We start from the raw sequence: 22,749 nt of genomic DNA on the forward strand, positions 1-22,749 counted from the left end.
TACCAGTTTCCTCAATTTCTGGGGCCATCGAAGGGGCGCCGAGCGGGCGGCGCGATGGAGACCAGAATGACCGTGGGGCACAAGGAACAAGTGGCGCTCGAAGCGTCGATCATCGGGACAAGCGAAGGCGCGGCGCGGCTGCGCGAAATGATCCGCCGCGTGGCGCGGTCGAACGCGTCGGTCATGCTTTGCGGTCCCTCGGGGTCGGGCAAGGAACTGGTGGCGCGGGCGATCCACCACGAAAGCGCCCGGGCGGGCAACGCCTTTTCGGCGATCAATTGCGGCGCGATCCCCGGCGAACTTATCGAATCCGAACTGTTCGGGCATGAAAAGGGCAGCTTCACCGGCGCCCATGCCCGCCGCATCGGCCATTTCGAGGCGAGCGAAGGCGGCACAATCTTCCTCGACGAAATCGGCGACATGCGCTTCGACATGCAGGTCAAACTGCTGCGCGTGCTGGAAGACCGGACAATCGTCCGCGTCGGGTCGAGCGAGGTAAAGCCCATCGACGTGCGCGTCATTTCGGCGACGCACCAGGATCTCGGCGCCGCGATCGCCGAAGGCAAATTCCGCGAAGACCTGTTCTTCCGGCTCGGCGTGGTTGTGCTTCAGGTCCCCAGCCTGGCGAGCCGCGCCGAGGATATTCCCGCGCTTATCCGCCATTTCCAGCGCAAGATGCCCGCCGATGCCAAGTGCCGCTTCGACGCCGGTGCGATGGCGACGCTGATGCAGCATCGCTGGCCGGGCAATGTGCGCGAACTCAGAAACTTCGTCGAACGCGCCAGCGTCCTCCACGGCGGCGAGACGCTTGATGCGCAGGACGTCGCGATGCTCCTGAACCCCACCGCAGCGCTGGCACCGCGGCCCGCTGTCCCCACCAGCGCCGCCGCGGTGCCGGTCCGCCCGAACGATTCCGCCGCTCCGCTGCCTGCGGCGGCTGTGGCCAAGACGCCGGCACCGGGCCGACCGATCGACCTCAAGCGCGAGATCGAGACGATCGAACTTGAACAAATCCACGTCGCGCTCGACCTCGCCGACGGCATAATTTCGGAGGCCGCGCGCCTCTTGACGCTGAAGCGCACGACACTGATCGAAAAGATGCGCAAATATGGGGTCTATCAACAGGCTGCCTGACGGTCTGTTCGAAGCAGGTTTCAGCACCCGCTGAAAAAAGGGAGCTCTGGTCCGCTCCTGAACCACCCGGCCGCCCGTCCCCACCCAGGGCGGCCGGGTACCCAGCGGGTTTTCGACGAAAGGAAACCGGCCCGCCCTTCTTGCGAAGGGTGGGCCGGTGCCGTTTCGCGAAAGCGGGAAAAGCGTCAGCGAAGCTGCCGCCAGGCGGCGCTGATCGTCTTGATGCCCTCGAGCAGTTCGGCAAGCGCATCGGCGCTGTTCGTCGCCACGGCGTCGTCAAGCTTGCGCCGCATACTGCGGTAGACGCGCGACAGCGCCGCCGCGACGTCGCCGCCCTTGTCGTGGTCGAGATTGACGTCGAGCCCGATCAGGATCGTGCGTGCGCGGTGCGCGGGTTCGGTGGCCGATATGCGCTGCCCCTGCCGCACCATCGCCGCGAGCACGCCGACCGCGGTTTCGAGTTCGTCATAGAGCATCGTCACCAGCTCGACGGGGTCGGCGGCGGCGGCGCGGCTTTCATTCTGCAACCGGCGATAAAGCCCGGTTGCCCGGACGGTCGATGCGGTGGCGGTCACGGCGGTCCTCGGAATCCAGTCTAGTCGTTGCCCTGGCTGGTCCAGAGCTTGATCTGTTGTTCGAGATAGGATTGCGTCGCCTTGAACGCCGCCAGCTTGGCTTCGAGCGCGCCATATTGCTTCTCGAGCCGCGCCCGATAGGCGTCTTCGCGCTCCTCGACCTTCGCGAGCCGGTCGGCGAGGCTTTTCTGCTTGTCGGCGAGCGAGCGCGAGACGCGGTCGATCGCGCCATTGGCGCCGACGGCCTTGTCGCGGATCGCATCGAGCGCAAAGGCGATGCCGGGATCGGTCGTTTCGTTGTGCGTCGCGTCGCGGCGGGGATTGAACAGGGCTTCGACAGCACCGGCGTCGGTTTCCAGCGCCTTGTCGAGCTTGGCGTTATCGACCGACAGCAGCCCTTCCTTGGTCACCGACAGGCCGATGTCGGACAGCTGGTTGATGCTGTCGTGGCTCGAAATTACCTGGTGGATCAGACCGCCGAGCTCGCGTTCGAGTTCGCGCAGCGAGGTCGTTGCGCCGGGCAGGTTGGAAGCCGCGGTGAGACTGGCCTTGAGCTGGTTGTAGACGGCCACGAAATCGCCCACCGTCTGCTTGATCATGTCGAGCGGGCGGCTCGCGCCGATGTCGACGGGCTGGCCGGGAGCCGCCTTTTTCAGCGTCAGCGACATGCCGGGAACAACATCGTCGACGATATTGGTCGCGCGGCTGAAGGCGATGCCGTCGATCGTGAACTCGGCGTCGGTGGCGCTCTGGCCCAGCGTCATGCCGCCATCGGTGGCAAAGGCGGCGAGCCCCGGATCGGCGCCGGCATCGGCGGTGAGGGTGAAGCCATTGGCCTCGCCCGTCGGGCCCTTGAGGATCAGCCGGTGGCCGCCCTCGTCGGCGATGATCGAAGCGGTGACGCCCGCGCCGCTCGCGTTGATCGCATCGGCAAGCCCGTCGAGGCTGTTGTTGGTCGGGTCGATCGTGATCGCCTGCGCGACGCCGCCGACGGTCAGCGTCATCGTTCCCGTGCCGATCGCGGCGGTGCGATCGGCGACGACGCCCGAATAATTGGTCTGCGCGCGCGCAAGCTGGTTCACCACGACGGTCGCGGCAAAGCTGTCGGCCGACAGGCCCGCGCGGCTCGTCGCGCCGAGCACGCTGTCGTCGGACACGGTCGGTGTGCTGCGCAGCGTCCCGTCGCCGATCATCTGGCTGAGGGAATCGGCAAATCCGTCGAGGTCGGCGCGCGCCTTCGCCACCGCGCTGATCCGCGTCTGGTTCGCCTGTGTCAATTCGGTAAGTCGGGCAATTTTGGGTTGGCGCGATGCGTTCGACAGGTCGTCGACCAGCTTTGGAATGTCGATGCCCGACCCGAAGCCCAGGCTGCTGGCGATGGAATTGACCATGGCGAAATATCCTTCGCACTTCTTAACGGCAGCGCGCGAGCGATCTTAAGCCTGACGCCGCCCTTCAGGGTCGAAACGGTGCGAAGGCGGCACATCGACCGCGGGCGGCGCGATGCCGTCGGCGACCGCGCGTTCGAGCTGGAAGACAAAGGCGAGCACGGTCGCGACCGCGACGAACAATTCTTCGGGGATGGTGCGGCCGGCGCGCGCGGTGAAATAGATGGCGCGGGTCAGCTGCGGATATTCGAGCAGCGGGACATTGGCGGCGCGCGCGAGTTCGCGGATCGACAGCGCGACGTCGCCGCGCCCGCGCGCGACGACGACCGGCGCGGCGTCGGTCCCCGGACGATAGCGCAGCGCGACCGAAAAATGTGTGGGGTTGGTGAGCACGACGGTCGCCTCGGACACTGCCTTGCGTGCCGATCCGCTCAAAATCTCGTGCGCGCGCTGGCGCTGCGCCTGCTTGAGTTCGGGCGCGCCGTCGGACTGGCGCATCTCTTCCTTCACCTCCTGCTTGCTCATCATCAGCCTTTTGTTCCGCTGGAACCATTGCACCGGCACGTCGATCAGCGCGATGAGCACCAGCCCGCCGGCGAGCGCGAGCATCGCATGGCCGATCGCCTTGCCCGCGAGGCCGACGGCGCCGATCAGGTCGGCTCCGGCCATTGACATGATCGCAGGCAGGCTGCGTGCGACGAGCCAGTAGCCTATGCCGCCCAGCAGGATGACCTTGGCTATGGCCTTGGCCAGCTCGGTCGCGCCCTGCATTCCGAACATGCGCTTGAGCCCGCTCATCGGGTTGATGCGGCTGCCCTTGAAATGAAGCGCCTTGCCGCGCCAGCCCATGGAGCCGAGCATGGCGGGGCCTGCGAGTGCGGCGCCGAGCGCCAGCGCGAACAGGCTGGCGAGCGGCAGCAGGATTTCGGCGCCGCTGCGCATCAGCGCCTCGCCCGGCGCGAAATCGGCGACGTCGGCGGCGGTCAGGGTGAGGCCGCGGCGCACCAGATCGCCCGCCGACTGCACGAACCAGCCGCCCGCGGCGACGATCCACCCGGCGGCGGCGAGCATCATCAGCGCGGTCGCAAGCTCGCGCGACATCAGCACATCGCCCTCGCGCATCGAATCGGCGCGCTTCTTGGCCGTCGGCTGTTCGGTTTTCTGGTCCTTGTCGGCGCCCTCGGCCATGGTTCAGATGCCCGCGACCATGCGCGCGGCGTCGAGCGCGTCGGAGAGAATACGCGCGATCGCCTCGGCCATCGCGGGCGTCGCGACGCCGAGCAGCACGATCCCGGCGAGCAATGTCGCGGGGATGCCGACCGCGAACAGGTTGAGCGCGGGCGCCGAACGGCCGATCACGCCCATGATGATCTGGACGAGGATCAGCACGAACCCCACGGGCATGGCGATCGTCAGCGCGGCGGCGAACATCAGGCTGCCGAAGCGGATCACGCCGCCAAGCGCATCCCACGACGGAAAGGCATTGCCGGGGGGGAGGGCGGTGTAGCTGCCGACTATGATGTCGATGAGCAGCAGGTGGCCGTCGGCGGCGAGGAAGAGCGCGGTGGCGAGCATCGCGAGGAACTGCCCGATCGCCGAACTCGACGCGCCGCTGAGCGGATCGACCATCGACGCAAAGCCGAGGCCCATCGCGTTGCTGATGACTTCGCCCGCGAGCAGCGCCGCGGCGAGCCCCATCTGGAGCACGAAGCCGATCGCCAGGCCGATCACCACCTCGCCGATGATCAGGAAGAAGCCCGGCACCGACACGATCCCCTCGGCCGGCAGCACCATGCCCGACGCCGCGACCGCGGGCAGGCCGACCGCGAGCGCGATCACGAGCCGGAGCTGCACCGGCACATTCGCCGCGCCGAACACGGGTGCGGCGACAAAGGCGGCGCCGGGACGGATCATCCCCAGCATCCACAGCTGGAGCATCGCTTCGACGTTGGGGATGTCGGCGGGGTTCACGGCCGGTTTAGCGTACCAGCGCCGGGATCTGCGCGAACAGGTCGCGGGTGAAATCGGTGAGCAGCACGAGGATGCTGCCGCCGAAAATCGCGAGACAGATGGCGGCGACGATCAGCTTGGGCACGAAGGTCAGCGTCTGTTCGTTGATCGACGTCGCCGCCTGGACCATGCCGAGCAGGACGCCGATAATCAGCACCGGCAGCAACAAGGGCGCCGAGGCGAGTGCGAGAATCCACAGCGACTGCTGCGCGACCCCGATGAAATAGTCGGCCTCCATGGCGCTAACCCATGAAGGAAGAGGCGAGCGAGCCCATCGTCAGCGCCCACCCGTCGACGAGGACAAAGAGCAGCAGCTTGAAAGGCATCGAGATGATCGTCGGCGACAGCATCATCATGCCCAAGGACATCAGCGCCGATGCGACGATCAGGTCGATGACGAGGAAGGGCAGGAAGATGAGGAAGCCGATCTGGAACGCGGTCTTGAGTTCGCTGGTGACAAAGGCGGGAAGCAGGATCGAGAAAGGCACGTCCTTCGGGCTGGCATAACTTGGCGCCTTCGCGATCTTGGCGAACATCATCAGGTCGGTCTTGCGCGTCTGTTTCATCATGAAGCCGTGGAGCGCATCGCCCGATCGCGTCACCGCCTCGCCGATGTCGATCTGTTCCTGGCCATAGGGTTCGATCGCGACGCGGTTCACCTCGCTGATGACGGGTTGCATCACGAACAGCGAGAGAAAGAGGCTGAGACCGACGAGCACCTGGTTGGGCGGCGTCTGCTGTAAGCCCAGCGCGTGGCGCAGGATCGACAGCACGATGATGATGCGCGTGAAGCTGGTCATCATGAGCAGCAGCGACGGCAGCACCGTCAAGAGGCTCATCAGCACGAGGATCTGGAGCGACAGGCTCAAGGGGCGTCCGTCGCCGCCGATTTCGTTCACCGCACGGCTGAGCCCGTCGGCGGCCTGCGCGAACGCCGGAGAGGCGGACGCGAGCAGCGCGAGGCCACCCGCAACCGCCGCACCGCGCATCCAACGCGCTTCAAAAAATGATCCTTGGCCCTGGGCTTGTCGAAGGGCCGCTTTTTCCTTTGACGTCGAAGGAAGGGACGGAGCTTCGACAAGCTCGGCTTTCACGCTAGTCGACATGGAAATCCCCCTGCGCGTCGTCGGCGATCCGCGTGATGCCGTTGCGCGACACCGCGATCAGCACGCGCTGCCCGGCGAACTCGACCACCGCGAGCTTTGATCCGGGACCGAGCGGCAGCACGTCGACCATTTCGATCGCGCGCGGCCGGACGCCGCCGCCGCCGACGAGCGGCATCCCCGTCTGCACCCGCTTCCACAGCCACAGGCTGCCCCACGCCATCGCGCCGACGAGCGGCAGCAGGAGAGCCAAGCGGAGGATATATTCGAGCATCAGGCCCTCCGTTCGAGCCCTTGGAGGCCGCGCGCGGGCGCAACGACTTCGGCGACCTGGATGCCGTAGCGGCCGTCGACGCTGACGATCTCTCCCTTGGCGATCAGCGTGCCGTTGGCATAGATGTCGAGCAGGTCGGTCGCCGCCCGATCGAGTTCGATCACGCTGCCTTCGCCAAGCGCGAGCAGTTCGGACAGCGTCATCGACGTCGACCCGACCTCGACCGACACGCGCAGCGATACGCCCGCGAGCAGGTCGAAATTGGGGGCGGCGGCGATGCTCTTGTCGCGCCGGTCGGCGCGCGCCGCCCTGGGCGCGTCGGCGATGTCAGTCATGGTCGGGTCCTTTTTCGATATGGTCAATCAGGATGGCGGCGTTGCCATTGGCTTCGCCGATGCTGCCGAAGGCAAAGCTGCGCCCGGCGACGGTTACCGGCACATGGCGCGGCATCGACAGCGGAATGATGTCGCCGACTTCGAGCGCGAGCAGCTTGACGAGGCTGATTTCGGGCCGCGCGAGCACCGAGCGGACGGGCAGGCGCACGCCGCGCAGCGCCTTGTCGAGCGCGGCGGTCCACGCCGGGTCGGCGCCGCTGCTTGCCACATCGGGCAGCAGCTCGTCATCCGCGATGCCGCGCAGTGCCGCGACCGGATAGGCGCAGACGATCGTCCGCCCGTCGAGCGGCGCGCCGCGCAGCGTGAAGCGCTGGACGAATAATTCGTCGTCGGCGCGCACGGCGGCGAGCTTTGCCGGGTCGCCGGTGACGCAGTCGAGTTCGGGTTCGATGGCGAGCTTGTCGCGCCAGGCGGCGGCGATCTGCATGGCGATGTCGCGGCCGAGGCGCGCGGCAAACCGGTCTTCGGCGTCGGTCAGCTCCTCGCGCTCGACGGCGAGCTGGCCGCGCCCGCCATAGAAGATGTCGACGAGCTGGAGGAGAAGCGGCCGCGCCGCGGCGACCAGCAGCGGACCCTTGAGCGGCGGCGCGTGATAGCGCCAGAAAATCGCGGGCGCGCTCGCAGCGCTCCATTCGGCGAAGCTCAGCTGTTCGGCGCCCGACCGTTCGACCTGCACCGCCGGTGCGCCCAGCGCGCGGATCAGGTCGCGCAAGGACCGCGAAAACTGATTCGCGACGCTTTCGAGCGCCGGAAAGGCATAGCTCGCCGCGGCGCGGCGCAGCAGCAGCGATTCCCTGCTGTCGGCGGGTTCGGCCGCGGGTGCGGCGGGCGCCTTCGCGGCCCTCATGCTTTTGGCACTGGCGGTCACTGGATCACCAGGCTCGTGAAATAAACATTGTCGATGCCCCCGAAACCTTCCTTCTCGCGCAGCACATCGTTGATTGCGGCGGTCAACTGACGCTGAAGCCGCTGTTTCCCCTGCGATGTGGAGAGCAAAGCCGGATCCTGTTCGGCGAGGACCATAAGCACCACCGAGCGGATGGGCACCGCCTGTCGTTTGATATTATTGATAACCTTGCCGTCGTAGAAGGTCGAAAGGCTGATACCCACCTGAAGGAAGCCCGATCCGTCGGCGAGGTTCGTCGTGAAGCTGTCGTTGATCGGATAATAGGTGATTTCATATTTGCGCGGATCGACCTTGAAACGGTCGTTGGGCACCGAGACGGTGCCGACCTTCAGCGGGGCTTCCTTGTCGTCGCCGTCGGCCGCGGGCTCGGCATCATCGGTGCTGCGAAGCACGAGCTTGGGATAATGATCCTCGGGCTTGGCTTCGTGCGCCGACAGCGCGCCGAAATAGATGCCCGCGCCCGCGCCCGCGCCGATCAGCGCGATCGCCGCGACGCCGACCAGCAGCAGCTTTTTGACCTTGCCCTTTTTCTTCGGCGTGGCTTCGACAACATCCTTGGCCATGACGGACCCTTTCTGATCAGGCGAAGCGGCCGCGGCGATCCGCGGCGCGCGCTTCGTCACGCGGCTCGGCGCGTTCGGTGGCGGTTTCGATGAGATGGGCGGTGTCGGGCGTCGCGGCGCGGCCCTGGCTCTGGCCCTGCGACTGGCGCCCGGTCTCGGCCGGCGTGTGCGTGACTTCGGCGCCCGCGATGCGCACACCCTGCTGGCGCAGTTCGTCGACAAGGCGGCCCTGCGCGGCGGTGATGATCGTCGCCGTCGCTTCATGCTGGGTGTCCATCTTCAGCGACATGCCTTCGTCGCCTTGTCGCATCGCAACGTCGAGGCGACCCAGATGGCGCGGCATCAGGCGAAAGCTGATGTCGCCGCTGTCCGATTTGGTCGCGGCGATGTCGCGCGCAAGCTGGTCGATCCATGCGCCGTCGCTGTCCATGTCGAGCACGCGTTCGGCGATTGCCACGGGCGCGGCGGCGTCGAACGGCGCGGCGGCGGCAAGGGCGGGCGCCTGAACGAACAACAGGGTCATCGCGGGTGCGGCCTCGGCCACGCGGGCGGCGGGCGGTTCGGCGGCAAGCGGAGGGGGCGCGACGACAGCGTCGCGGATGGGCGCCGCCGCGGCCGGCCGAGTGCCGGGCAGCGGTTCCCGTACGTCGGCAGCGGCCTTGTCCGGGGCGATGCGCGGCGGGTTGGTGCCTGGCGCCGGGGCGTCCGGCGGCGTGGCGCTCTCGGCTTTCGCGGCCTTGGGTTCGCCAGCGCGCGCGGTGTCGGGAAGGACGGCGGACACGATCATCGCCCAATTTTCGATGGCGGGGGCCGCGGGCGCTTCGCCGGGATGCTCGACATCGGGCGCAGTGTCGGCGTCAGTCGGCTTGTTCGCGGCAGGCACCCCGCCGGGACGCGCGCCGCCGAGTGCGACGAGCAGGGTCGCGGCGAGCGCCGCCGCGTCGCCTGCGTCGGGGGCGGACATGGCGGGCGATGTTTCGAGCGTTACGGTGGCGGAGTCCGACGGCGGCGCGACGGGCAGTTCGGCGGCGCCGACGCCGGTTTCGGCAGTCGGCACCGCATCGGTCTTGATGGGCGGCGCGACCGGCGCGACGGGCGCGACGGGCGCGTCCGTCGGCACGGGCAGCAGCGGCACCGGCGCGGCGGCAAGCAGTCGGTCGAAACCCACGGCTTTGCCATTCGGCGCGACCTGGCCAATATCGGCGAGGAAGGCGGCGAAGCCTGCGGGCATGGCGCCCGGCACCGCGGGAAGGGCGGGGGCGTTCATCATGCCGCACCGCCTTCGATCAGGCGCAGCCGCATGCCGACGCGCGGGCGGTGCGGGCGATTGGCATCGCTGCGGCGTTCCTGCTCGGCTTCGGCCGACTTGCGGCTCTTTTCATATAGGCGGACGGCCGATTCTTCCTTGGCCATCGCACGCTGTGCCAGCGCCCCCATCTGGTCGCGGCGCGCGCTGGCGTTGCTGAGCGGCGCGGTCAGATTCTCCTGCGCAAGATCGAGCCGCATCGCGAGTTCGCCGACGGTGTTGAGCGCGCGGCCCGCGACCGCGCCCTTGGCGATCGCGAGGTCGCTGCGCAGCGTTTCGAGCCGCCGCGCGAGCTCGACGAGATTCGCAAGCTCGCCATTGGCGCGCGCCAGATTGGCCTCGGCCAGCTGATGTTCGACGGAGCGCACGCGGATGATGCGTTTGCGGCGTGCGATGCGGGCGGTCATGCGGAATATCCTTCGATCAGGGTTTGGCGGGAGGTGTCGAAATCGACCTGCGCCTTGGCAGGCTGCGATACGAAGGCGAGCTGGTCGGCGCGCCGCGCGATCGCTTCGTCGAGCGTGGGGTCGGCGCCCGCGACATAGGCGCCCATCAGCATCAGGTCGCGATTCTCCTCGTAAAGCGACCAGAGCTGGCGGAAGCGCGCGGCGGCGGCGGCATGGTCGGGGTCGACCGAATCGGCCATGGTGCGCGACAGCGAGCGCGCGACGTCGATCGCCGGATAGACGCCCTGTTCGGCAAGTGCGCGCGACAGGATGATATGGCCGTCGACGATCGCGCGCGCGCTGTCGACGACCGGATCGTCGATGTCGCCGCCGTCGGCGAGCACCGTGTAAAGCGCGGTGACCGAGCCGCCGGTCTCGCGGTCGATGCCCGCGCGCTCGCACAGCGAGGGAATGAGCGCGAACACCGACGGCGGATAGCCCTTCATCGTCGGCGGCTCGCCCAGCGTCAGCCCGATCTCGCGCTGCGCATGCGCAACGCGCGTCAGGCTGTCGATAAGGAGGAGCACCTTCTTGCCTTCGGCGCGGAAGGCTTCGGCAATCGCGGTCGCGCGCATCGCGGCGCGCAGGCGGAGCAAGGGCGGATGGTCGGCGGGAACCGCCACGACGACCGATTTCTTGCGGACTTCGGGGGGCAGCTTGGTTTCGACGAAATCGCTGACCTCGCGGCTGCGCTCGCCGATCAGCCCGACGACGATGACGTCGCATTCGGTGCCCGCGATCATCTGGCCCATCAGCACCGACTTGCCGACCCCCGAACCCGCGATGATCGCGACGCGCTGGCCCTCGCCGACGGTGAGCAGGCCGTTGATCGCGCGCACGCCCATGTTGAGCGCGCGGGTGACGCGGCCGCGGCGCAGCGGATTGACCTTGCGCCCGGCGAGCGGCCACTGGAACTGCGACTTGATCGCCGGACGACCGTCGAGCGGATTGCCCTGCGCGTCCATGATGCGACCGAGCAACGCCTTGCCGACGGGCACCATCGACGAGGCGCCGTGCGGCTCGACCGGCGCGCCGGTGACGAGCGGCTTGTTCGTGTCGAACGGAAGGACGAGGCTGCGGTGGCCGCGAAAGCCGACGACCTCGCCATAGACATAGTCATTGTCGGCGGAGCGGATGCGGACGTTGCTGCCAAGTGGTTGGGGGAAACCCGACACTTCGAGCATGATGCCCTCATGCGCGACGAGCGTGCCGATGCGGCGCGGGCTGGCCTGCGCCAGATCGACGCCGCCGAGCAGCTGCTGGGCCGACAGGGCGAGGCGGCGCGTCACGCGTCCGCCCCTTCGCCGAGCGCGGCGCGCAGTTCGTCGAGGTAGACGGCGCGGCCATGTTCGATCCAGCCGGTCGAGGTTTCGAGGCGAATCGTGCCGCGTTCCATCGCGGGATCGCTTTCGACGGGCAGCGTCAGCGGGCAATCGGCGAGCAGTGCGGCATCGTCGGGGTGGACCCAGAGGGTGCGCGCCTTGTCGGCGTCGGCGACCATCGCCGCGGCGGTTTCGGCCTGCGCGCGCAGCCATTCGGCGTCGATCGGCGCGGCGGCGACGATCTGGCGGACAAGGCGCTCGACCGTTTCGGCGATCAGCTGCGCCAGTTCCTCGCTCGGTTCGTCCTGCAACGCCTCGGCGCTGGCGAGCAGCGCAAGCAGCTGGTGCCGCTCGGCGGTATAAGCGGCTTCGGCGATACGCTGCCCTTCGGCCAGGCCGCGCGCGAAGGGATCGTCCTCGTCCGGTTCGGCCGCTGGCTCGGGCGCGGACGCCGTCGCTTCGACGGTCGGCACGAAGGACAGTGGACGAAAGCCGCGATGCTGCGCCATCGCATCGGCCAGACGGATGGGGACAAAGCCCGTTTCGGCGGCGAGGTCAGACATAATCGTCGCCTCCGCCCGCGATCATGATTTCGCCGTTCGCTGCCATCTGGCGCACGATCTGCATCACGCTCTTCTGCGCATCCTCGACGTCGGCGCGCTTGACCATCGTCATTTCGGCCATTTCGTCGCGGATCGTTTCGGCGGCGCGCTGCGACATGGTGGCAAGGCACATGTCGACCATATCCTCGTCGGCGCCCTTGAGCGCGACCGCAAGCTGCGCCGCGTCGACCGAGCGGAGCACGCTGCTGAGGCTTTTCTTGTCAAGGTCGCGCAGATTTTCAAAGACGAACATCTCCTCCTCGATCGTCTGCGCGAGGATGCGATCATGCTTCTTGAGCGAGCGCAGCGTGCGTTCGCTGAGCTGTTTCGGCATCTTTTTCATGATCTTGGCGACATCGCTCGGACCGCCGATCGCCTGCTTGGCGACGCGTTGGCCGTCGACATTGGCGCTCGCGAGCACCGCTTCCAGATCCTCGATCGCGGCGGCAGGCACCGCGGTGAGCATCGCGGCGCGGAGTACGAGATCGGCCTGGAGCACGTCGTCGAGCGTTTCGATCGCGCGCGCCGCGACGTCGGGGACAAGCACCGAAAGGATCAGCGCGCCGACCTGCGGATGCTCGCTGGCGAGCAGCGCGCTGATCGCGTCGACGTCCATCCAGCGCAGCATTTCGAGCGAGGCGGCGCTGCGCTGCGGCGCGACCGCGGCGAGGATGTTGTCGGCACGGACGTTGCCGACCGCCTGCGTCACCACCGTGCGGATGCGCGTGTCGGCACCGATCGCGAGCGCGCTGACGTCGCGGCTGCGCGTTACGAACCGGTCAAGCGCCTGCCCGATCTGCTGTTCGCTGGCGTTGGCGGCGTCGAACATCGCCTTGGCAAGCTGGCGCACTTCTTCGGGGCCGAGATGCTTCAGGATCGTCGCGGCTTCGCTTTCGTCGAGAAGCATCAGCAGGATCGCAGCCGCCGCCGACCCGTCGATTGCGGTTTCGGTCGGTGCGGTGTCGAGTTCGGCGACGTCAGCCACGGGCGCCCTCCTGCATCAGCTGGCGCACGACGAGCGCGGCGCGCGCCGAATCCTGGCGGACAAAGGCGCGGACGAGGTTGGCGCGGGCTTCATAGCTCGGCGCCGCCTCGATCATTTCGAGCGTGATTTCGCGGCCGTTCGCGCCGCTGGCGAGCGCCGGGCGGTCGGTCGCGGCGAGAAGCGTTTCCTCGATCGCCTGATTCTGTTCGGCGCGCGCGGCGGCGCGCTGTTTCGCCGCGCGGATCATCGGGCGGCCGATGAACAGGAAAGCGAGCAGCGCCGCAAGGATCGCGCCGACCTGTTTGACCAGCGGCAGGAACCAGCCCTGATCGTAAAAGGCGGGCGCCATATTTTCGACGGGCGCAAAGGGGCGCTGATTGATCGCGACAAGATCGCCGCGCGCCGCATCATAGCCGATCGCGCCTTTGACCAGCGCGTCGATCTTGGCGAGGTCGGCCTGCGTCAGCGCTTTCCTGCCCTGGTTGAGCGCGACCGCCACCGACACGCGGCGCAGCCTGCCCTGCGGTTGGTGCGTCACCGAAATCTCGCGCCCGACTTCATAGGCGCGCGCGGCATTTTCATTGCTTTCGGTGCCGGGTGTCGGCGCGTTGGCAGGCACGGGCTGCGGTCCTTCGGCGGTGATCGTCGTTCCCTGTGGCGGCTGGTTGGCGAGCGCGCCGGGAATGCCCACGGCCGCCGCGCCGACGGTGCCGCTGACCGATCGGGTGATCTGTTCGCTGGTCAGCGCGCGGTCGTTTTCGGGGAAGCTTTCGCGCGTCGCCTGGCTTTCGGACATGTCGACGTCGGCATGGACTTCGACCGTATAATTGCCCGCGCCCAGCATCGGGCCGAGCAGCGTGTCGAGCGCGCGGCGGAAACGGTCTTCGACCTGCAATTGCAACTGAAACGCCTTCATGTCGCTGCCGGTCGCGGTGTCGGAAAGCAGCGCGCCGCGCTGGTCGATCACAGACACCTGATCGGCGTTCATGCCGGGAACCGACGACGCGACGAGAAAGCGGATCGCCTGCACCTGGCCATCCGAAAGCGATCGGCCGTTTTGCAGCATCAGCATCACCGATGCGGTCGCAGGCTTGTCGTCGCGCACGAACAGGCTGGGTTCGGCGGCGGCGATATGGACGCGCGCGCTCTTGACCGCGTCGATCGTCTCGATGGTGCGGGCCAGGTCGGCCTCGCGCGCCGAGCGCAGCGCTTCGCCTTCGATCGCGCGGCTCGACCCCATGGGAAGCGACGCGATCAGACTGTCGCCACTTGGCGCCGCTTTCGGCAAACCCTGTCCGGCCAGCGCGATGCGCGCCTGATGCAACTTGTCGGCATCGACGGTGAGCGCGCCGGTCGCGGCGTCGATGCTGTGCGCGATACCCTGCGCCTGCAGGGCTTCGGCTACCGCCGCCTTGTCGGCGTCGTCGAGACCGGCGAACAGCTGCGCCTGCGGCGCCGCCTGCATCGTGAAATAGGCGAGCGCGGCGATGCCGATCGCCGAGGTGACGGCGATTGCCGGCAGCGCGCGCTGCACCGCGGGCTGGCGGATGAACTGTGCGAGCGGCGCAAAGCGGCCACCGAGGACGGGGGCGGGCAGGCGGCTCGCTCCGCCGGGATCGATCGGGGTCAGGGTCTGGGCGTCGGTCATCGCTTACACCGGCATGTTCATGATGTCGCGATAGGCGGAGAGCAGCTTGTTGCGGACCTGCAACGTCGTTTCAAAGCCAAGCGAGGCTTTCTGCCGTTCGATCATCACGCTGACGATGTCGTGCGTGTCGCCGCGCTCATAGGCTTCGCTAAGCTCGCTCGCCTTTGCTTGCTGGGCGTTTACCTGTTGCAGCGCATGGTTGATCGCGGCGCCGAAATCGGGGGCGCCCCCTGCGTTGCCGACACCGTCGCCGACGCCGCCGCCGCGTCCGGCGGCGCGTTGCAGCGCCTGATTCTGATTGAGGATCGAGCTGCGCATTTGCAGCAGCCGGCTCGGGTCAATCGTGCTCATTGCTTCTTCATCCGTCCTGATGCGCGGCATTGCGCCGCACGCACAAAGAAGAATGCAAAGCCCGTGCCAAAGCTAAAATATGTTATTTTCCATATATTTACATTGAATCCCGATCGGCGCGCGGCGGCTCTCGGCGTTTTTTTGACACGACATGCTTAAACCGGACCGCACGCCGCCGTTACTGCATTCCGTGACCGCTCCTCGAGCCCTCACATCACGGGAATGGCCGTCGAGGCCGGAAAGGAACTAAGATGACTGTCATCAACACCAATGTGAGCGCGCTGCGCGCCCAGAATAATTCGCGTGTCGCGAGCCAAATGCAGTCGCAGGCGATGGAACGCCTGTCGAGCGGCAAGCGCATCAATGCCGCGAAGGACGACGCCGCCGGCCTCGCCATCGCGACCCGCATGGACGCCACCGCGCGAGGCCTGACCCAGGCGATCCGCAATGCCAATGACGGCATTTCGCTGGCGCAGACCGCCGACAGCGCCGCTGGCAGCATTTCGGACATCCTCGTCCGTATGCGTGAACTGGCCGTCCAGTCGGCCAACGGCACCAACGGCGCCACCGACCGCTCGGCGCTCCAGACCGAAGTTGCCGCGCTCATTTCGCAGATCGGCGACATCGCAACGCGCACCGAATTCAACGGCAATGTCCTGCTGAACGGCAGTGCGGCAACCGGCTTCGATATCCAGACGGGCATCGATTCGGGCGACGTTGTGAACATTACGATCGCCGACATGCAGGCCGCTGCCCTGGGTGTCGCCACACTCGACATTTCGACTTCGGCGGGCGCGTCGGGTGCGCTCGCGACGCTCGACACCGCGATCCAGACGGTGGCGACGCAGCGCGCCAACCTTGGTGCCCAGCAGAATCGTCTGACCTCGGCCGTCGACAATTTGACGTCGACCGTCACGAATCTGGCGGAATCGAAGTCGCGGATCGAAGATGCCGATTTCTCGGTCGAATCGACGAATCTCGCCGCCGCCGGAATCCTGGCCCAGGCGTCGACCGCGATGCTCGCCCAGGCGAACCAGAGCACGCAGGGCGTGATGAACCTGCTCCGCTAAGCTCGGACAAACAGACTTCAGGCTATATTCGGTTGGTCCCTTAAATAGCCTGATCGGATGCCCCGGCCCCCACAGCCGGGGCATCTTTGTGCGCGTCATGCGCGCGGTCGTCCAGGATCGGCGCCCGGACGGCGGGAAATGAAAAAGGGCGGCCCCGCCGGGACCGCCCTTTTTCGTTCGCCTTGGCGCTGAAGCGTCAGGCTGCCTTGGGCAGCGCTGCCTTCGCCTGCGCAATGATCGCGGTAAAGACACCGCCTTCGTTCATCGCGAGATCGGCCATCACCTTGCGGTCGAGTTCGATGCCGGCGAGCTTCACGCCGTGCATGAACTGCGAATAGGTCAGGCCTTCGGCGCGAACCGCGGCGTTGATGCGCTGGATCCACAGCGCGCGAAAGCTGCGCTTCTTTACCTTGCGGTCGCGGTAAGCATATTGGCCGGCCTTTTCGACCGCCTGCCTGGCGATGCGGATGGTGTTCTTGCGACGGCCATAATAGCCCTTCGCCTGTTCCAGGATCCGCTTGTGCTTGGCGCGCGTCGTCGTGCCGCGTTTGATGCGTGACATCGTCCCGTGCTCCTTACTTCAGGCCATAGGGCGCCCAGAGGCGCACATGGGCAGCGTCCGAATCGCTGAGCACGCTGGTGCCGCGATTGGTGCGGATATATTTTGAATTGTGCGAAATCAGGCGGTGGCGCTTGCCGGCGACGCCGTGCTTCACCTTGCCCGAGGCGGTGAATTTGAAGCGTTTCTTCACACCGCTCTTGGTCTTCAGCTTGGGCATTTTGGTCTCCTTTGAAGTCCGTTTGCGTATCGGCCTGGCAGCCCTTTCAGCCAGCCGACACAATCGGAAGGCGCGCGCTTAGGGGGATTTACCGGGAAATGCAAGCGATTCGGGGAAGCGGGTCATCGCGCCAGGGGTCAATGGTGGCAGGCGAGCGCTTCGATCACATCTTCGAGCCGCGCCGGATCGCCGAGCGCGATGACATGGCCCGTGCTTTCGTGGTGGAGCGGATCGCCGTTCCAGTCGCACATCGTCCCGCCCGCGCCCTCGACCACAGGGACGAGCGCGGCGAAATCGTGAAGCTTCAGCCCCGCCTCGACCACCAGGTCGATATGGCCGCAGCTCAGCAGACCATAATTATAGCAGTCGCCGCCGAACAGCATCCGCTTGTGTGCCGTTTTCGCGGCGAGTGCCATGAAATGATCGCCGTCATGGTCGCTGAAATATTGCGGCCCGGTCGTCGCGAGCGCCGCCTCGGACAGGCTGCGGCAGCTGCGTGTCGTCGCGGGCTTGCCGTTGAACAGCGTCGGGTGACCGGCCGCGCCGACCCAGCGTTCGCCGGTGATCGGCTGGTCGATGATCCCGATGAGCGGCCAGCCGTCCTGCAAAAGTGCGATCAGCGTGCCAAAGATAGGGCGCCCGGCCATGAAGCTGACCGTTCCGTCGATCGGGTCGAGCACCCATTGCCGCGCCGCTTCGGGGCGCTCGGCGCCATATTCCTCGCCGACGATGCCGTCGCGCGGCGCCTCGGCATCGATCAGGCGGCGCATCGCGGCTTCGGCGGCGCGGTCGGCCTCGGTCACCGGGGAGGCGTCGGCCTTGACCTCATGCCCCCACTGGGACCGAAAAAACGGACGGATCGCTTCGCCGGCGACGTCGGCGAGGCGGTTGGCGAGAGCAAGGTCGGAAGAGATCGGCATCGCGTCCCGCTAGCGCAGCCAGGTTCGCGCCGCCAGCCCGCGCAGCATTTTTCATCGCCGCCGTTGCTGGACTCAGTCGAACAGCGAGGAGACGCTCGTTTCGTCGGCGATGCGCTTGATCGCTTCGCCGAGCAGCGGCGCAATGGTCAGCGTGCGGACCTTGGCGCTGTCGTTGACCGCGTCGGTCGGCTGGATCGAATCGGTGATGACGAGTTCGGTGAGTTCGCTTGCATCGACGCGCGCGACCGCGCCGCCCGACAGCACGCCGTGGGTGCAATAGGCGACGACGCCCTCGGCGCCCGCGGCCTTCAGCGCGGACGCGGCGTTGCAGAGGGTGCCCGCCGAGTCCACGATATCGTCGATGAGGATGCAGAAGCGGCCCGCGACATCGCCGATGATGTTCATCACCTCCGACTCGCCCGCGCGTTCGCGGCGCTTGTCGACGATGGCGAGCGGCGCGTTGTCGAGGCGCTTGGCCAGCGCGCGCGCGCGCACGACGCCGCCGACGTCGGGCGACACAACCATCAGATTCTTGTCGCCGAAACGCGCCTGGATGTCGGCGCTCATCACCGGCGCGGCATAGAGATTGTCGGTCGGAATGTCGAAAAAGCCCTGGATCTGACCGGCGTGCAGGTCGATCGCCAGCACGCGGTCGGCGCCCGAGGTGGTGATGAGGTTCGCGACGAGCTTGGCCGAGATCGGCGTGCGCGGGCCGGGTTTGCGGTCCTGCCGCGCATAGCCGAAATAGGGAACGACCGCGGTGATGCGCTTCGCCGACGCGCGGCGCAGCGCGTCGTTGATGATGAGCAATTCCATCAGATTGTCGTTCGCGGGGAAATTGGTCGGCTGGACGACGAACACATCCTGCCCGCGGACATTTTCGTGGATTTCGACGAAGACTTCTTCGTCGGCGAAGCGGCGTACGCTGGTATCGGTCAGCGGCAGTTCGAGATAGTCGGCGATCGCGCGGGCCAGCGGCAGGTTGCTGTTGCCGGAGATGAGTTTCATGGGGTGCAGGGCCCTTTCGCCGATGGGATTGCGCGCCCCTTAGCCAGCGAAGGCGCCAAGGGGAAGGGGTTAAAGGGGCGATGGCCGCCCGCTGGCGCCGTCTGCGCTCGCGTCGCCGCAATCGCTATCCGCTTGGTCGTTGCAATCGCGCGCGCCGGGGGTAAGGCTCGCGGCCATGACCGACCGCGCCGACACGCTTACCATCATCCTGTCGCAGATGACCCAGGCGGTTGGCGACCTCGCCGCCAATGCCGATGCGATGCGCGCGGTTCGTGCACGGCACAAGGGCGCCGACCTCATTCTTTATCCCGAGCTGCAACTGATCGGCTATCCCCCCGAAGATCTGGTGCTGAAGCCAGCGCTCGCGACACGCGCCGCGGCGCTGCTTGCCGAACTGGCCGCCGAGACCGCCGACGGCGGCCCGGCGATGCTGGTGGGATCGGTCGAACGCGGCGCCGACGGCAAGCTCTATAATATCGTCGCGCTGCTCGATGGCGGCCGGGTGGTCGCGACGCGAAGGAAGCATGAACTGCCCAATTACGGCACCTTCGACGAAAAGCGCGTCTTTGCGCCCGGCCCGCTGCCCGACGTCGTCGAATGGCGCGGCATGAAGCTGGGTCTGCCGATCTGCGAGGACGGCTGGCTGCCGACCGTGTGCCGGCATCTCGCGGCTGAGGGCGCCGAGCTGCTGATCTCGGTCAACGGCAGTCCCTATGAGATCGACAAGGACGAGCGGCGCCTCTCGCAGGTGTTCGCCGCGCGCGTCGCCGAAACCGGATTGCCGCTTATTTTCCTCAACCGCATCGGCGGACAGGACGAGCTGGTGTTCGACGGCTGCTCTTTTGTGCTGAACGGCGACGGCGCCACCGCGCATCGCCTGACCGACTGGGAGGCGGAGGAGCGGGTCACGCGCTGGACGAGAGACGCCGCGGGCTGGCGCTGCGACGCGGGCGCGATCGCCGAATGGGAGGCGCATCCCGCCGACATCTATAGCGCGATGATCCTGTCGCTGCGCGACTATGTCGAGCGCAATGGCTTTCCCGGCGTCGTGCTCGGCCTGTCGGGCGGGATCGATTCGGCGCTCTGCGCGGCGATCGCCGCCGACGCGCTCGGCCCCGACAAGGTCTGGTGCGTGATGCTGCCAAGCCGCTTTACCAGCCGGGCCAGCCTCGACGATGCCGAAGGCTGCGCAAAGCTGATCGGATGCCGGCTCGACACCATCCCGATCGGGCCTGCGGTCGAGGCATTTGATGAGATGCTGGCGGGCAGCTTCGCCGACCGCGACGTCGACATTACCGAGGAAAATGTCCAGTCGCGCATCCGCGGCGTGACGCTGATGGCGCTCAGCAACAAATTCGGACCGATGCTGCTGACGACCGGCAACAAGAGCGAGATGAGCGTCGGCTATGCGACCATCTATGGCGACATGGCGGGCGGCTATAATCCGCTGAAGGACGCCTATAAGATGACGGTCTTTGCGCTCGCGAAATGGCGCAATGGCAATGTGCCGCGGCTGTCGCGCAACCCGGTGATGCCCGTGATGCCCGAAACCATCATCGCCAAGCCGCCGAGCGCCGAGCTGCGCCCCGACCAGACGGATCAGGACAGCCTGCCGCCCTATGAGGATCTCGACCGTATGCTCCATATGCTGGTCGAGGAAGAGGCGAGCGTCGACGATGTCGTGGCGCGTCACGGCTTCGACCGCGACGCGGTGGCGCGGATCGAACGGCTGCTCGCCATCGCCGAGTACAAGCGCCGCCAGGCGCCGCCGGGGGTCAAGCTGTCGACGCGCAATTTCGGTCGCGACCGGCGCTATCCGATCACGCACGGGTTCCGGACGGGATAGCGCCGGGACAGAGGAGGAGGATAAGGATCATGTTGTCATTGGGGGCGAAGGCGCCGGCGGACCGGGCCGAACGGGTGCTCGACATATTGCGGATCACGGTCGCGCTGCTCATTCTGATCCACGGCGTCTACCGGCTCGTGGCCGATCTGGTCGTCCCCTTCGGCACCTGGCTCGACAGCCTCGGCTTTCCTTATGGCTATGGCTGGGCGATGACGGTCACAATCTATGAGCTGGTCGGTCCCGCGTTGATGCTCGCGCGCCGCTGGACCAGTCTTGCCGCGCTGGGCCACGCCTTCATCCTGACATTGGGAATGATCCTCGTCCACATGCCCGCCGGCTGGTTCGTCGTCGGCGGCGGGCGCAACGGCATGGAATATAGCGTGTTGCTGATCGTCGCGCTGCTCGCGATCGCCTGGGCCTATTGGCCCGCGACGCGCGCGCCGCAACCGGTCGCCGGGTGATCGCTTGACGAACTGGCTGACCGGCGTCGGCTATGCGCTGTCGATCGTCAGCGTCGCCTTGCTCGCGTGGGCGGCGTGGCCGAGTGCGGGCGGGGATCGCACGCTGGCGCTTGCGGTGATCGCGGGGGCGGCGCTGTCGGTGATCGGCATGGCGCTGCGCTGGGCGGCGCATGTGCGCGTCAACCGCAAGCTTCGCGAGGAGCGCGAAGGCTGACGGACGCGGCGCGGCGCGCAACTGCGGGGTCGCCATCGGGGCGGCAATGCGGCTATAGGCGCGCGCCATGACCGTCACGACCCGCTTCGCCCCTTCGCCGACCGGCCATCTGCACGTCGGCAACGTTCGCACCGCGCTCCATAACTGGTTGTGGGCGCGCAAGCATGGCGGGCGCTTCCTGCTGCGCATCGACGACACCGATCTTGAGCGGTCTAAGGAGGAATATGTCGCGGGCATTCGCGCTGACCTGAACTGGCTGGGGCTCGACGTGGACGGCGAGGTGCGGCAGTCGATGCGCTTCGCGCTCTACGAGGCCGAGTTCGAAAAACTGAAGGCGGCCGGCCGCGTCTATGCCTGTTACGAAACGCCTGAGGAGCTGGAGATTCGCCGCAAGATCCTGCTCTCGCGCGGGCTGCCCCCCGTCTATGAGCGCAAGCCCGAGGGTGCGCCGGCGCCCGAAGGTGTGGCGCCGCACTGGCGCTTCCGGCTTGACCATGATGCGCCCATCGAATGGACCGACCTTATTCGCGGGCCACAGCATTTCGAGCCGCGGACGATGTCGGACCCGGTGGTGCGCCGCGCCGACGGCAGCTGGCTTTACCTGTTGCCGAGCGTGATCGACGACATCGCGATGGGCATCAGCCATGTCGTGCGCGGCGAGGACCATGTGTCGAACACCGCCGCGCAGGTGCAGATGTTTGCCGCGCTCGGCGCCGCGCCCCCCGCCTTCGCGCACGAGGCGCTGCTCGTCGGGACCGAGGGCAAATTGTCGAAGCGGCTGGGCTCGCTCGGGATGGATGCGCTGCGCGAACGGGGGATCGAGCCGATCGCGCTTGCTGCGCTGCTCGCGCGGCTCGGCACCAGCGATCCGGTCGAGCCGGTGACCGATATGGCGCCGCTGATCGCGGGCATCGACTTCGCGCGCTTTGGCCGCGCCCCGGCGCGTTTCGACGAGGCCGAACTGGCGCTGCTGGGGCAGAAGATCCTCCATCACACCGATTACGCCGCGGTCGCCGATCGTTTGCCCGCGGCGATCGACGCAGCACGCTGGAACGCAATTCGTCCCAATCTGGCGACCGTTGCCGAGGCCGCCGACTGGGTGGCGGTGTTCGACGGGCCGTTCGTCCCGCCCGCGGCTGACGCGGTCGACCGTCCGGTGCTGGCCGCCGCGGCAAAGGCGGCGCCGGGGATCGACTGGGGCGCCGACCCGTGGCACGCGCTTACCGCCGCGGCAAAGGCGGCGACGGGAGCGAAAGGCCGCGCACTGTTCCTGCCGCTGCGCCGCGCGCTGACCGCGCGCGACCATGGCCCCGACATGGCCGAGCTGCTGCCGCTGATCGCAAAGGAGGAAGCGATCGCGCGACTGGCGGCGGCCGGGGGTTCTTAGGGTCAGATCTGTAATTGCAGAGCTAGGCGGTGCGATCCCTCGAGGGTTTCACGGA

The 22,749-nt window shown here is 67.2% G+C and carries 27 protein-coding genes; 6 read left to right on the plus strand and 21 right to left on the minus strand.

Annotated features, from left to right (window positions below):
• The first annotated feature begins 66 nt into the window (after window positions 1-66).
• Window positions 67-1,134 carry a sigma-54 interaction domain-containing protein gene (locus HUW43_RS10865; RefSeq protein WP_188237417.1) on the plus strand — a complete coding sequence of 356 codons (1,068 nt, stop codon included), beginning with the start codon at window positions 67-69 and terminating at the stop codon, window positions 1,132-1,134.
• A gap of 185 nt (window positions 1,135-1,319) precedes the next feature.
• Here HUW43_RS10865 and HUW43_RS10870 read toward each other — a convergent pair whose 3' ends face one another.
• From HUW43_RS10870 to fliE, 17 genes are all read right to left on the minus strand, one after another.
• On the minus strand, window positions 1,320-1,709 hold the full coding sequence (locus HUW43_RS10870) for a flagellar protein FliS (protein WP_188237418.1): 390 nt from the start codon (window positions 1,707-1,709) through the stop codon (window positions 1,320-1,322).
• Between the two features lie 20 nt (window positions 1,710-1,729).
• Window positions 1,730-3,100, minus strand: coding sequence for a flagellar filament capping protein FliD (fliD, locus tag HUW43_RS10875; RefSeq protein ID WP_188237419.1), 1,371 nt, complete (start codon window positions 3,098-3,100; stop codon window positions 1,730-1,732).
• Between the two features lie 45 nt (window positions 3,101-3,145).
• On the minus strand, window positions 3,146-4,285 hold the full coding sequence (gene flhB, locus HUW43_RS10880) for a flagellar type III secretion system protein FlhB (RefSeq protein WP_188237420.1): 1,140 nt from the start codon (window positions 4,283-4,285) through the stop codon (window positions 3,146-3,148).
• Window positions 4,286-4,288: 3 nt separating this feature from the next.
• Entirely contained in the window at window positions 4,289-5,068 is a 780-nt protein-coding gene (gene fliR / locus HUW43_RS10885) for a flagellar biosynthetic protein FliR (protein ID WP_317450858.1), read from the minus strand.
• Window positions 5,069-5,075: 7 nt separating this feature from the next.
• Window positions 5,076-5,345, minus strand: coding sequence for a flagellar biosynthetic protein FliQ (locus tag HUW43_RS10890; protein WP_120221615.1), 270 nt, complete (start codon window positions 5,343-5,345; stop codon window positions 5,076-5,078).
• Window positions 5,346-5,349: 4 nt separating this feature from the next.
• Entirely contained in the window at window positions 5,350-6,096 is a 747-nt protein-coding gene (fliP, locus tag HUW43_RS10895; RefSeq protein ID WP_188237421.1) for a flagellar type III secretion system pore protein FliP, read from the minus strand.
• Between the two features lie 106 nt (window positions 6,097-6,202).
• Window positions 6,203-6,484 (minus strand): flagellar biosynthetic protein FliO, encoded by a 282-nt coding sequence (locus HUW43_RS10900; RefSeq protein WP_188237422.1) that lies wholly within the window; start codon window positions 6,482-6,484, stop codon window positions 6,203-6,205.
• Window positions 6,484-6,819 carry a flagellar motor switch protein FliN gene (gene fliN, locus HUW43_RS10905; protein WP_188237423.1) on the minus strand — a complete coding sequence of 112 codons (336 nt, stop codon included), beginning with the start codon at window positions 6,817-6,819 and terminating at the stop codon, window positions 6,484-6,486. Before fliN ends, HUW43_RS10900 begins: the two co-directional genes overlap by 1 nt.
• Complete coding sequence (locus HUW43_RS10910) at window positions 6,812-7,726, minus strand: FliM/FliN family flagellar motor switch protein (RefSeq protein WP_223181465.1); 915 nt, start codon at window positions 7,724-7,726, stop codon at window positions 6,812-6,814. Before HUW43_RS10910 ends, fliN begins: the two co-directional genes overlap by 8 nt.
• A 17-nt stretch (window positions 7,727-7,743) precedes the next feature.
• Complete coding sequence (gene fliL, locus HUW43_RS10915) at window positions 7,744-8,349, minus strand: flagellar basal body-associated protein FliL (protein ID WP_188237425.1); 606 nt, start codon at window positions 8,347-8,349, stop codon at window positions 7,744-7,746.
• 16 nt (window positions 8,350-8,365) lie between these two features.
• Window positions 8,366-9,619, minus strand: a complete 1,254-nt coding sequence (locus tag HUW43_RS10920) for a flagellar hook-length control protein FliK (protein ID WP_188237426.1) — start codon at window positions 9,617-9,619, stop codon at window positions 8,366-8,368.
• Window positions 9,616-10,062 carry a hypothetical protein gene (locus HUW43_RS10925; protein WP_188237427.1) on the minus strand — a complete coding sequence of 149 codons (447 nt, stop codon included), beginning with the start codon at window positions 10,060-10,062 and terminating at the stop codon, window positions 9,616-9,618. The genes HUW43_RS10920 and HUW43_RS10925 overlap by 4 nt, the downstream gene beginning before the upstream one ends.
• Entirely contained in the window at window positions 10,059-11,390 is a 1,332-nt protein-coding gene (locus HUW43_RS10930) for a FliI/YscN family ATPase (protein WP_188237428.1), read from the minus strand. Before HUW43_RS10930 ends, HUW43_RS10925 begins: the two co-directional genes overlap by 4 nt.
• A complete protein-coding gene (locus tag HUW43_RS10935) occupies window positions 11,387-11,986 on the minus strand; it encodes a FliH/SctL family protein (protein WP_188237429.1) in 600 nt (199 codons plus the stop codon). Before HUW43_RS10935 ends, HUW43_RS10930 begins: the two co-directional genes overlap by 4 nt.
• On the minus strand, window positions 11,979-13,010 hold the full coding sequence (gene fliG, locus HUW43_RS10940) for a flagellar motor switch protein FliG (protein WP_188237430.1): 1,032 nt from the start codon (window positions 13,008-13,010) through the stop codon (window positions 11,979-11,981). Before fliG ends, HUW43_RS10935 begins: the two co-directional genes overlap by 8 nt.
• Window positions 13,003-14,658, minus strand: coding sequence for a flagellar basal-body MS-ring/collar protein FliF (gene fliF, locus HUW43_RS10945; protein WP_188237431.1), 1,656 nt, complete (start codon window positions 14,656-14,658; stop codon window positions 13,003-13,005). The genes fliG and fliF overlap by 8 nt, the downstream gene beginning before the upstream one ends.
• A 3-nt stretch (window positions 14,659-14,661) precedes the next feature.
• A complete protein-coding gene (fliE, locus tag HUW43_RS10950) occupies window positions 14,662-15,009 on the minus strand; it encodes a flagellar hook-basal body complex protein FliE (protein WP_188237432.1) in 348 nt (115 codons plus the stop codon).
• 251 nt (window positions 15,010-15,260) lie between these two features.
• Between fliE and HUW43_RS10955 the strand changes: the two genes are divergently transcribed.
• A complete protein-coding gene (locus tag HUW43_RS10955) occupies window positions 15,261-16,079 on the plus strand; it encodes a flagellin (protein ID WP_188237433.1) in 819 nt (272 codons plus the stop codon).
• Window positions 16,080-16,275: 196 nt separating this feature from the next.
• Here HUW43_RS10955 and rplT read toward each other — a convergent pair whose 3' ends face one another.
• The 4 genes from rplT to HUW43_RS10975 form a co-directional block, all read right to left on the minus strand.
• Window positions 16,276-16,641: a 50S ribosomal protein L20 gene (gene rplT, locus HUW43_RS10960; protein WP_188237434.1), complete on the minus strand. Its 366-nt coding sequence runs from the start codon at window positions 16,639-16,641 to the stop codon at window positions 16,276-16,278.
• Window positions 16,642-16,654: 13 nt separating this feature from the next.
• A complete protein-coding gene (rpmI, locus tag HUW43_RS10965) occupies window positions 16,655-16,858 on the minus strand; it encodes a 50S ribosomal protein L35 (RefSeq protein WP_053555918.1) in 204 nt (67 codons plus the stop codon).
• Window positions 16,859-16,995: 137 nt separating this feature from the next.
• The gene (locus HUW43_RS10970; protein WP_188237435.1) at window positions 16,996-17,778 is read right to left on the minus strand and encodes an inositol monophosphatase family protein; all 783 of its coding nucleotides are present in this window, start codon (window positions 17,776-17,778) and stop codon (window positions 16,996-16,998) included.
• A gap of 72 nt (window positions 17,779-17,850) precedes the next feature.
• A complete protein-coding gene (locus HUW43_RS10975) occupies window positions 17,851-18,786 on the minus strand; it encodes a ribose-phosphate pyrophosphokinase (protein ID WP_188237436.1) in 936 nt (311 codons plus the stop codon).
• A gap of 175 nt (window positions 18,787-18,961) precedes the next feature.
• Here HUW43_RS10975 and HUW43_RS10980 point away from each other — a divergent pair, with 175 nt between their 5' ends.
• The 4 genes from HUW43_RS10980 to HUW43_RS10995 all read left to right on the plus strand — a co-directional run bounded on the left by HUW43_RS10980 (window position 18,962) and on the right by HUW43_RS10995 (window position 22,694).
• Window positions 18,962-20,632, plus strand: a complete 1,671-nt coding sequence (locus tag HUW43_RS10980) for an NAD+ synthase (RefSeq protein ID WP_188237437.1) — start codon at window positions 18,962-18,964, stop codon at window positions 20,630-20,632.
• 29 nt (window positions 20,633-20,661) lie between these two features.
• Window positions 20,662-21,093 carry a DoxX family protein gene (locus HUW43_RS10985; protein WP_188237438.1) on the plus strand — a complete coding sequence of 144 codons (432 nt, stop codon included), beginning with the start codon at window positions 20,662-20,664 and terminating at the stop codon, window positions 21,091-21,093.
• Between the two features lie 4 nt (window positions 21,094-21,097).
• Window positions 21,098-21,307: a hypothetical protein gene (locus tag HUW43_RS10990; RefSeq protein WP_188237439.1), complete on the plus strand. Its 210-nt coding sequence runs from the start codon at window positions 21,098-21,100 to the stop codon at window positions 21,305-21,307.
• 67 nt (window positions 21,308-21,374) lie between these two features.
• A complete protein-coding gene (locus HUW43_RS10995; protein ID WP_188237440.1) occupies window positions 21,375-22,694 on the plus strand; it encodes a glutamate--tRNA ligase in 1,320 nt (439 codons plus the stop codon).
• Window positions 22,695-22,749: the final 55 nt, after the last annotated feature.

This window comes from Sphingopyxis sp. LK2115, assembly GCF_014595975.1.
Lineage (GTDB): Bacteria > Pseudomonadota > Alphaproteobacteria > Sphingomonadales > Sphingomonadaceae > Sphingopyxis.

Coding starts and splice junctions, on each gene's coding strand:
- HUW43_RS10865 (WP_188237417.1), top strand. CDS start 67: ATGACCGTGGGGCACAAGGAACAAGTGGCGCTCGAAGCGTCGATCATC.
- fliD (WP_188237419.1), bottom strand. CDS start 3,100: ATGGTCAATTCCATCGCCAGCAGCCTGGGCTTCGGGTCGGGCATCGAC.
- flhB (WP_188237420.1), bottom strand. CDS start 4,285: ATGGCCGAGGGCGCCGACAAGGACCAGAAAACCGAACAGCCGACGGCC.
- HUW43_RS10890 (WP_120221615.1), bottom strand. CDS start 5,345: ATGGAGGCCGACTATTTCATCGGGGTCGCGCAGCAGTCGCTGTGGATT.
- fliP (WP_188237421.1), bottom strand. CDS start 6,096: ATGCGCGGTGCGGCGGTTGCGGGTGGCCTCGCGCTGCTCGCGTCCGCC.
- HUW43_RS10900 (WP_188237422.1), bottom strand. CDS start 6,484: ATGCTCGAATATATCCTCCGCTTGGCTCTCCTGCTGCCGCTCGTCGGC.
- fliN (WP_188237423.1), bottom strand. CDS start 6,819: ATGACTGACATCGCCGACGCGCCCAGGGCGGCGCGCGCCGACCGGCGC.
- HUW43_RS10910 (WP_223181465.1), bottom strand. CDS start 7,726: ATGAGGGCCGCGAAGGCGCCCGCCGCACCCGCGGCCGAACCCGCCGAC.
- fliL (WP_188237425.1), bottom strand. CDS start 8,349: ATGGCCAAGGATGTTGTCGAAGCCACGCCGAAGAAAAAGGGCAAGGTC.
- HUW43_RS10920 (WP_188237426.1), bottom strand. CDS start 9,619: ATGATGAACGCCCCCGCCCTTCCCGCGGTGCCGGGCGCCATGCCCGCA.
- HUW43_RS10925 (WP_188237427.1), bottom strand. CDS start 10,062: ATGACCGCCCGCATCGCACGCCGCAAACGCATCATCCGCGTGCGCTCC.
- HUW43_RS10935 (WP_188237429.1), bottom strand. CDS start 11,986: ATGTCTGACCTCGCCGCCGAAACGGGCTTTGTCCCCATCCGTCTGGCC.
- fliF (WP_188237431.1), bottom strand. CDS start 14,658: ATGACCGACGCCCAGACCCTGACCCCGATCGATCCCGGCGGAGCGAGC.
- fliE (WP_188237432.1), bottom strand. CDS start 15,009: ATGAGCACGATTGACCCGAGCCGGCTGCTGCAAATGCGCAGCTCGATC.
- HUW43_RS10955 (WP_188237433.1), top strand. CDS start 15,261: ATGACTGTCATCAACACCAATGTGAGCGCGCTGCGCGCCCAGAATAAT.
- rplT (WP_188237434.1), bottom strand. CDS start 16,641: ATGTCACGCATCAAACGCGGCACGACGACGCGCGCCAAGCACAAGCGG.
- rpmI (WP_053555918.1), bottom strand. CDS start 16,858: ATGCCCAAGCTGAAGACCAAGAGCGGTGTGAAGAAACGCTTCAAATTC.
- HUW43_RS10970 (WP_188237435.1), bottom strand. CDS start 17,778: ATGCCGATCTCTTCCGACCTTGCTCTCGCCAACCGCCTCGCCGACGTC.
- HUW43_RS10975 (WP_188237436.1), bottom strand. CDS start 18,786: ATGAAACTCATCTCCGGCAACAGCAACCTGCCGCTGGCCCGCGCGATC.
- HUW43_RS10980 (WP_188237437.1), top strand. CDS start 18,962: ATGACCGACCGCGCCGACACGCTTACCATCATCCTGTCGCAGATGACC.
- HUW43_RS10985 (WP_188237438.1), top strand. CDS start 20,662: ATGTTGTCATTGGGGGCGAAGGCGCCGGCGGACCGGGCCGAACGGGTG.
- HUW43_RS10995 (WP_188237440.1), top strand. CDS start 21,375: ATGACCGTCACGACCCGCTTCGCCCCTTCGCCGACCGGCCATCTGCAC.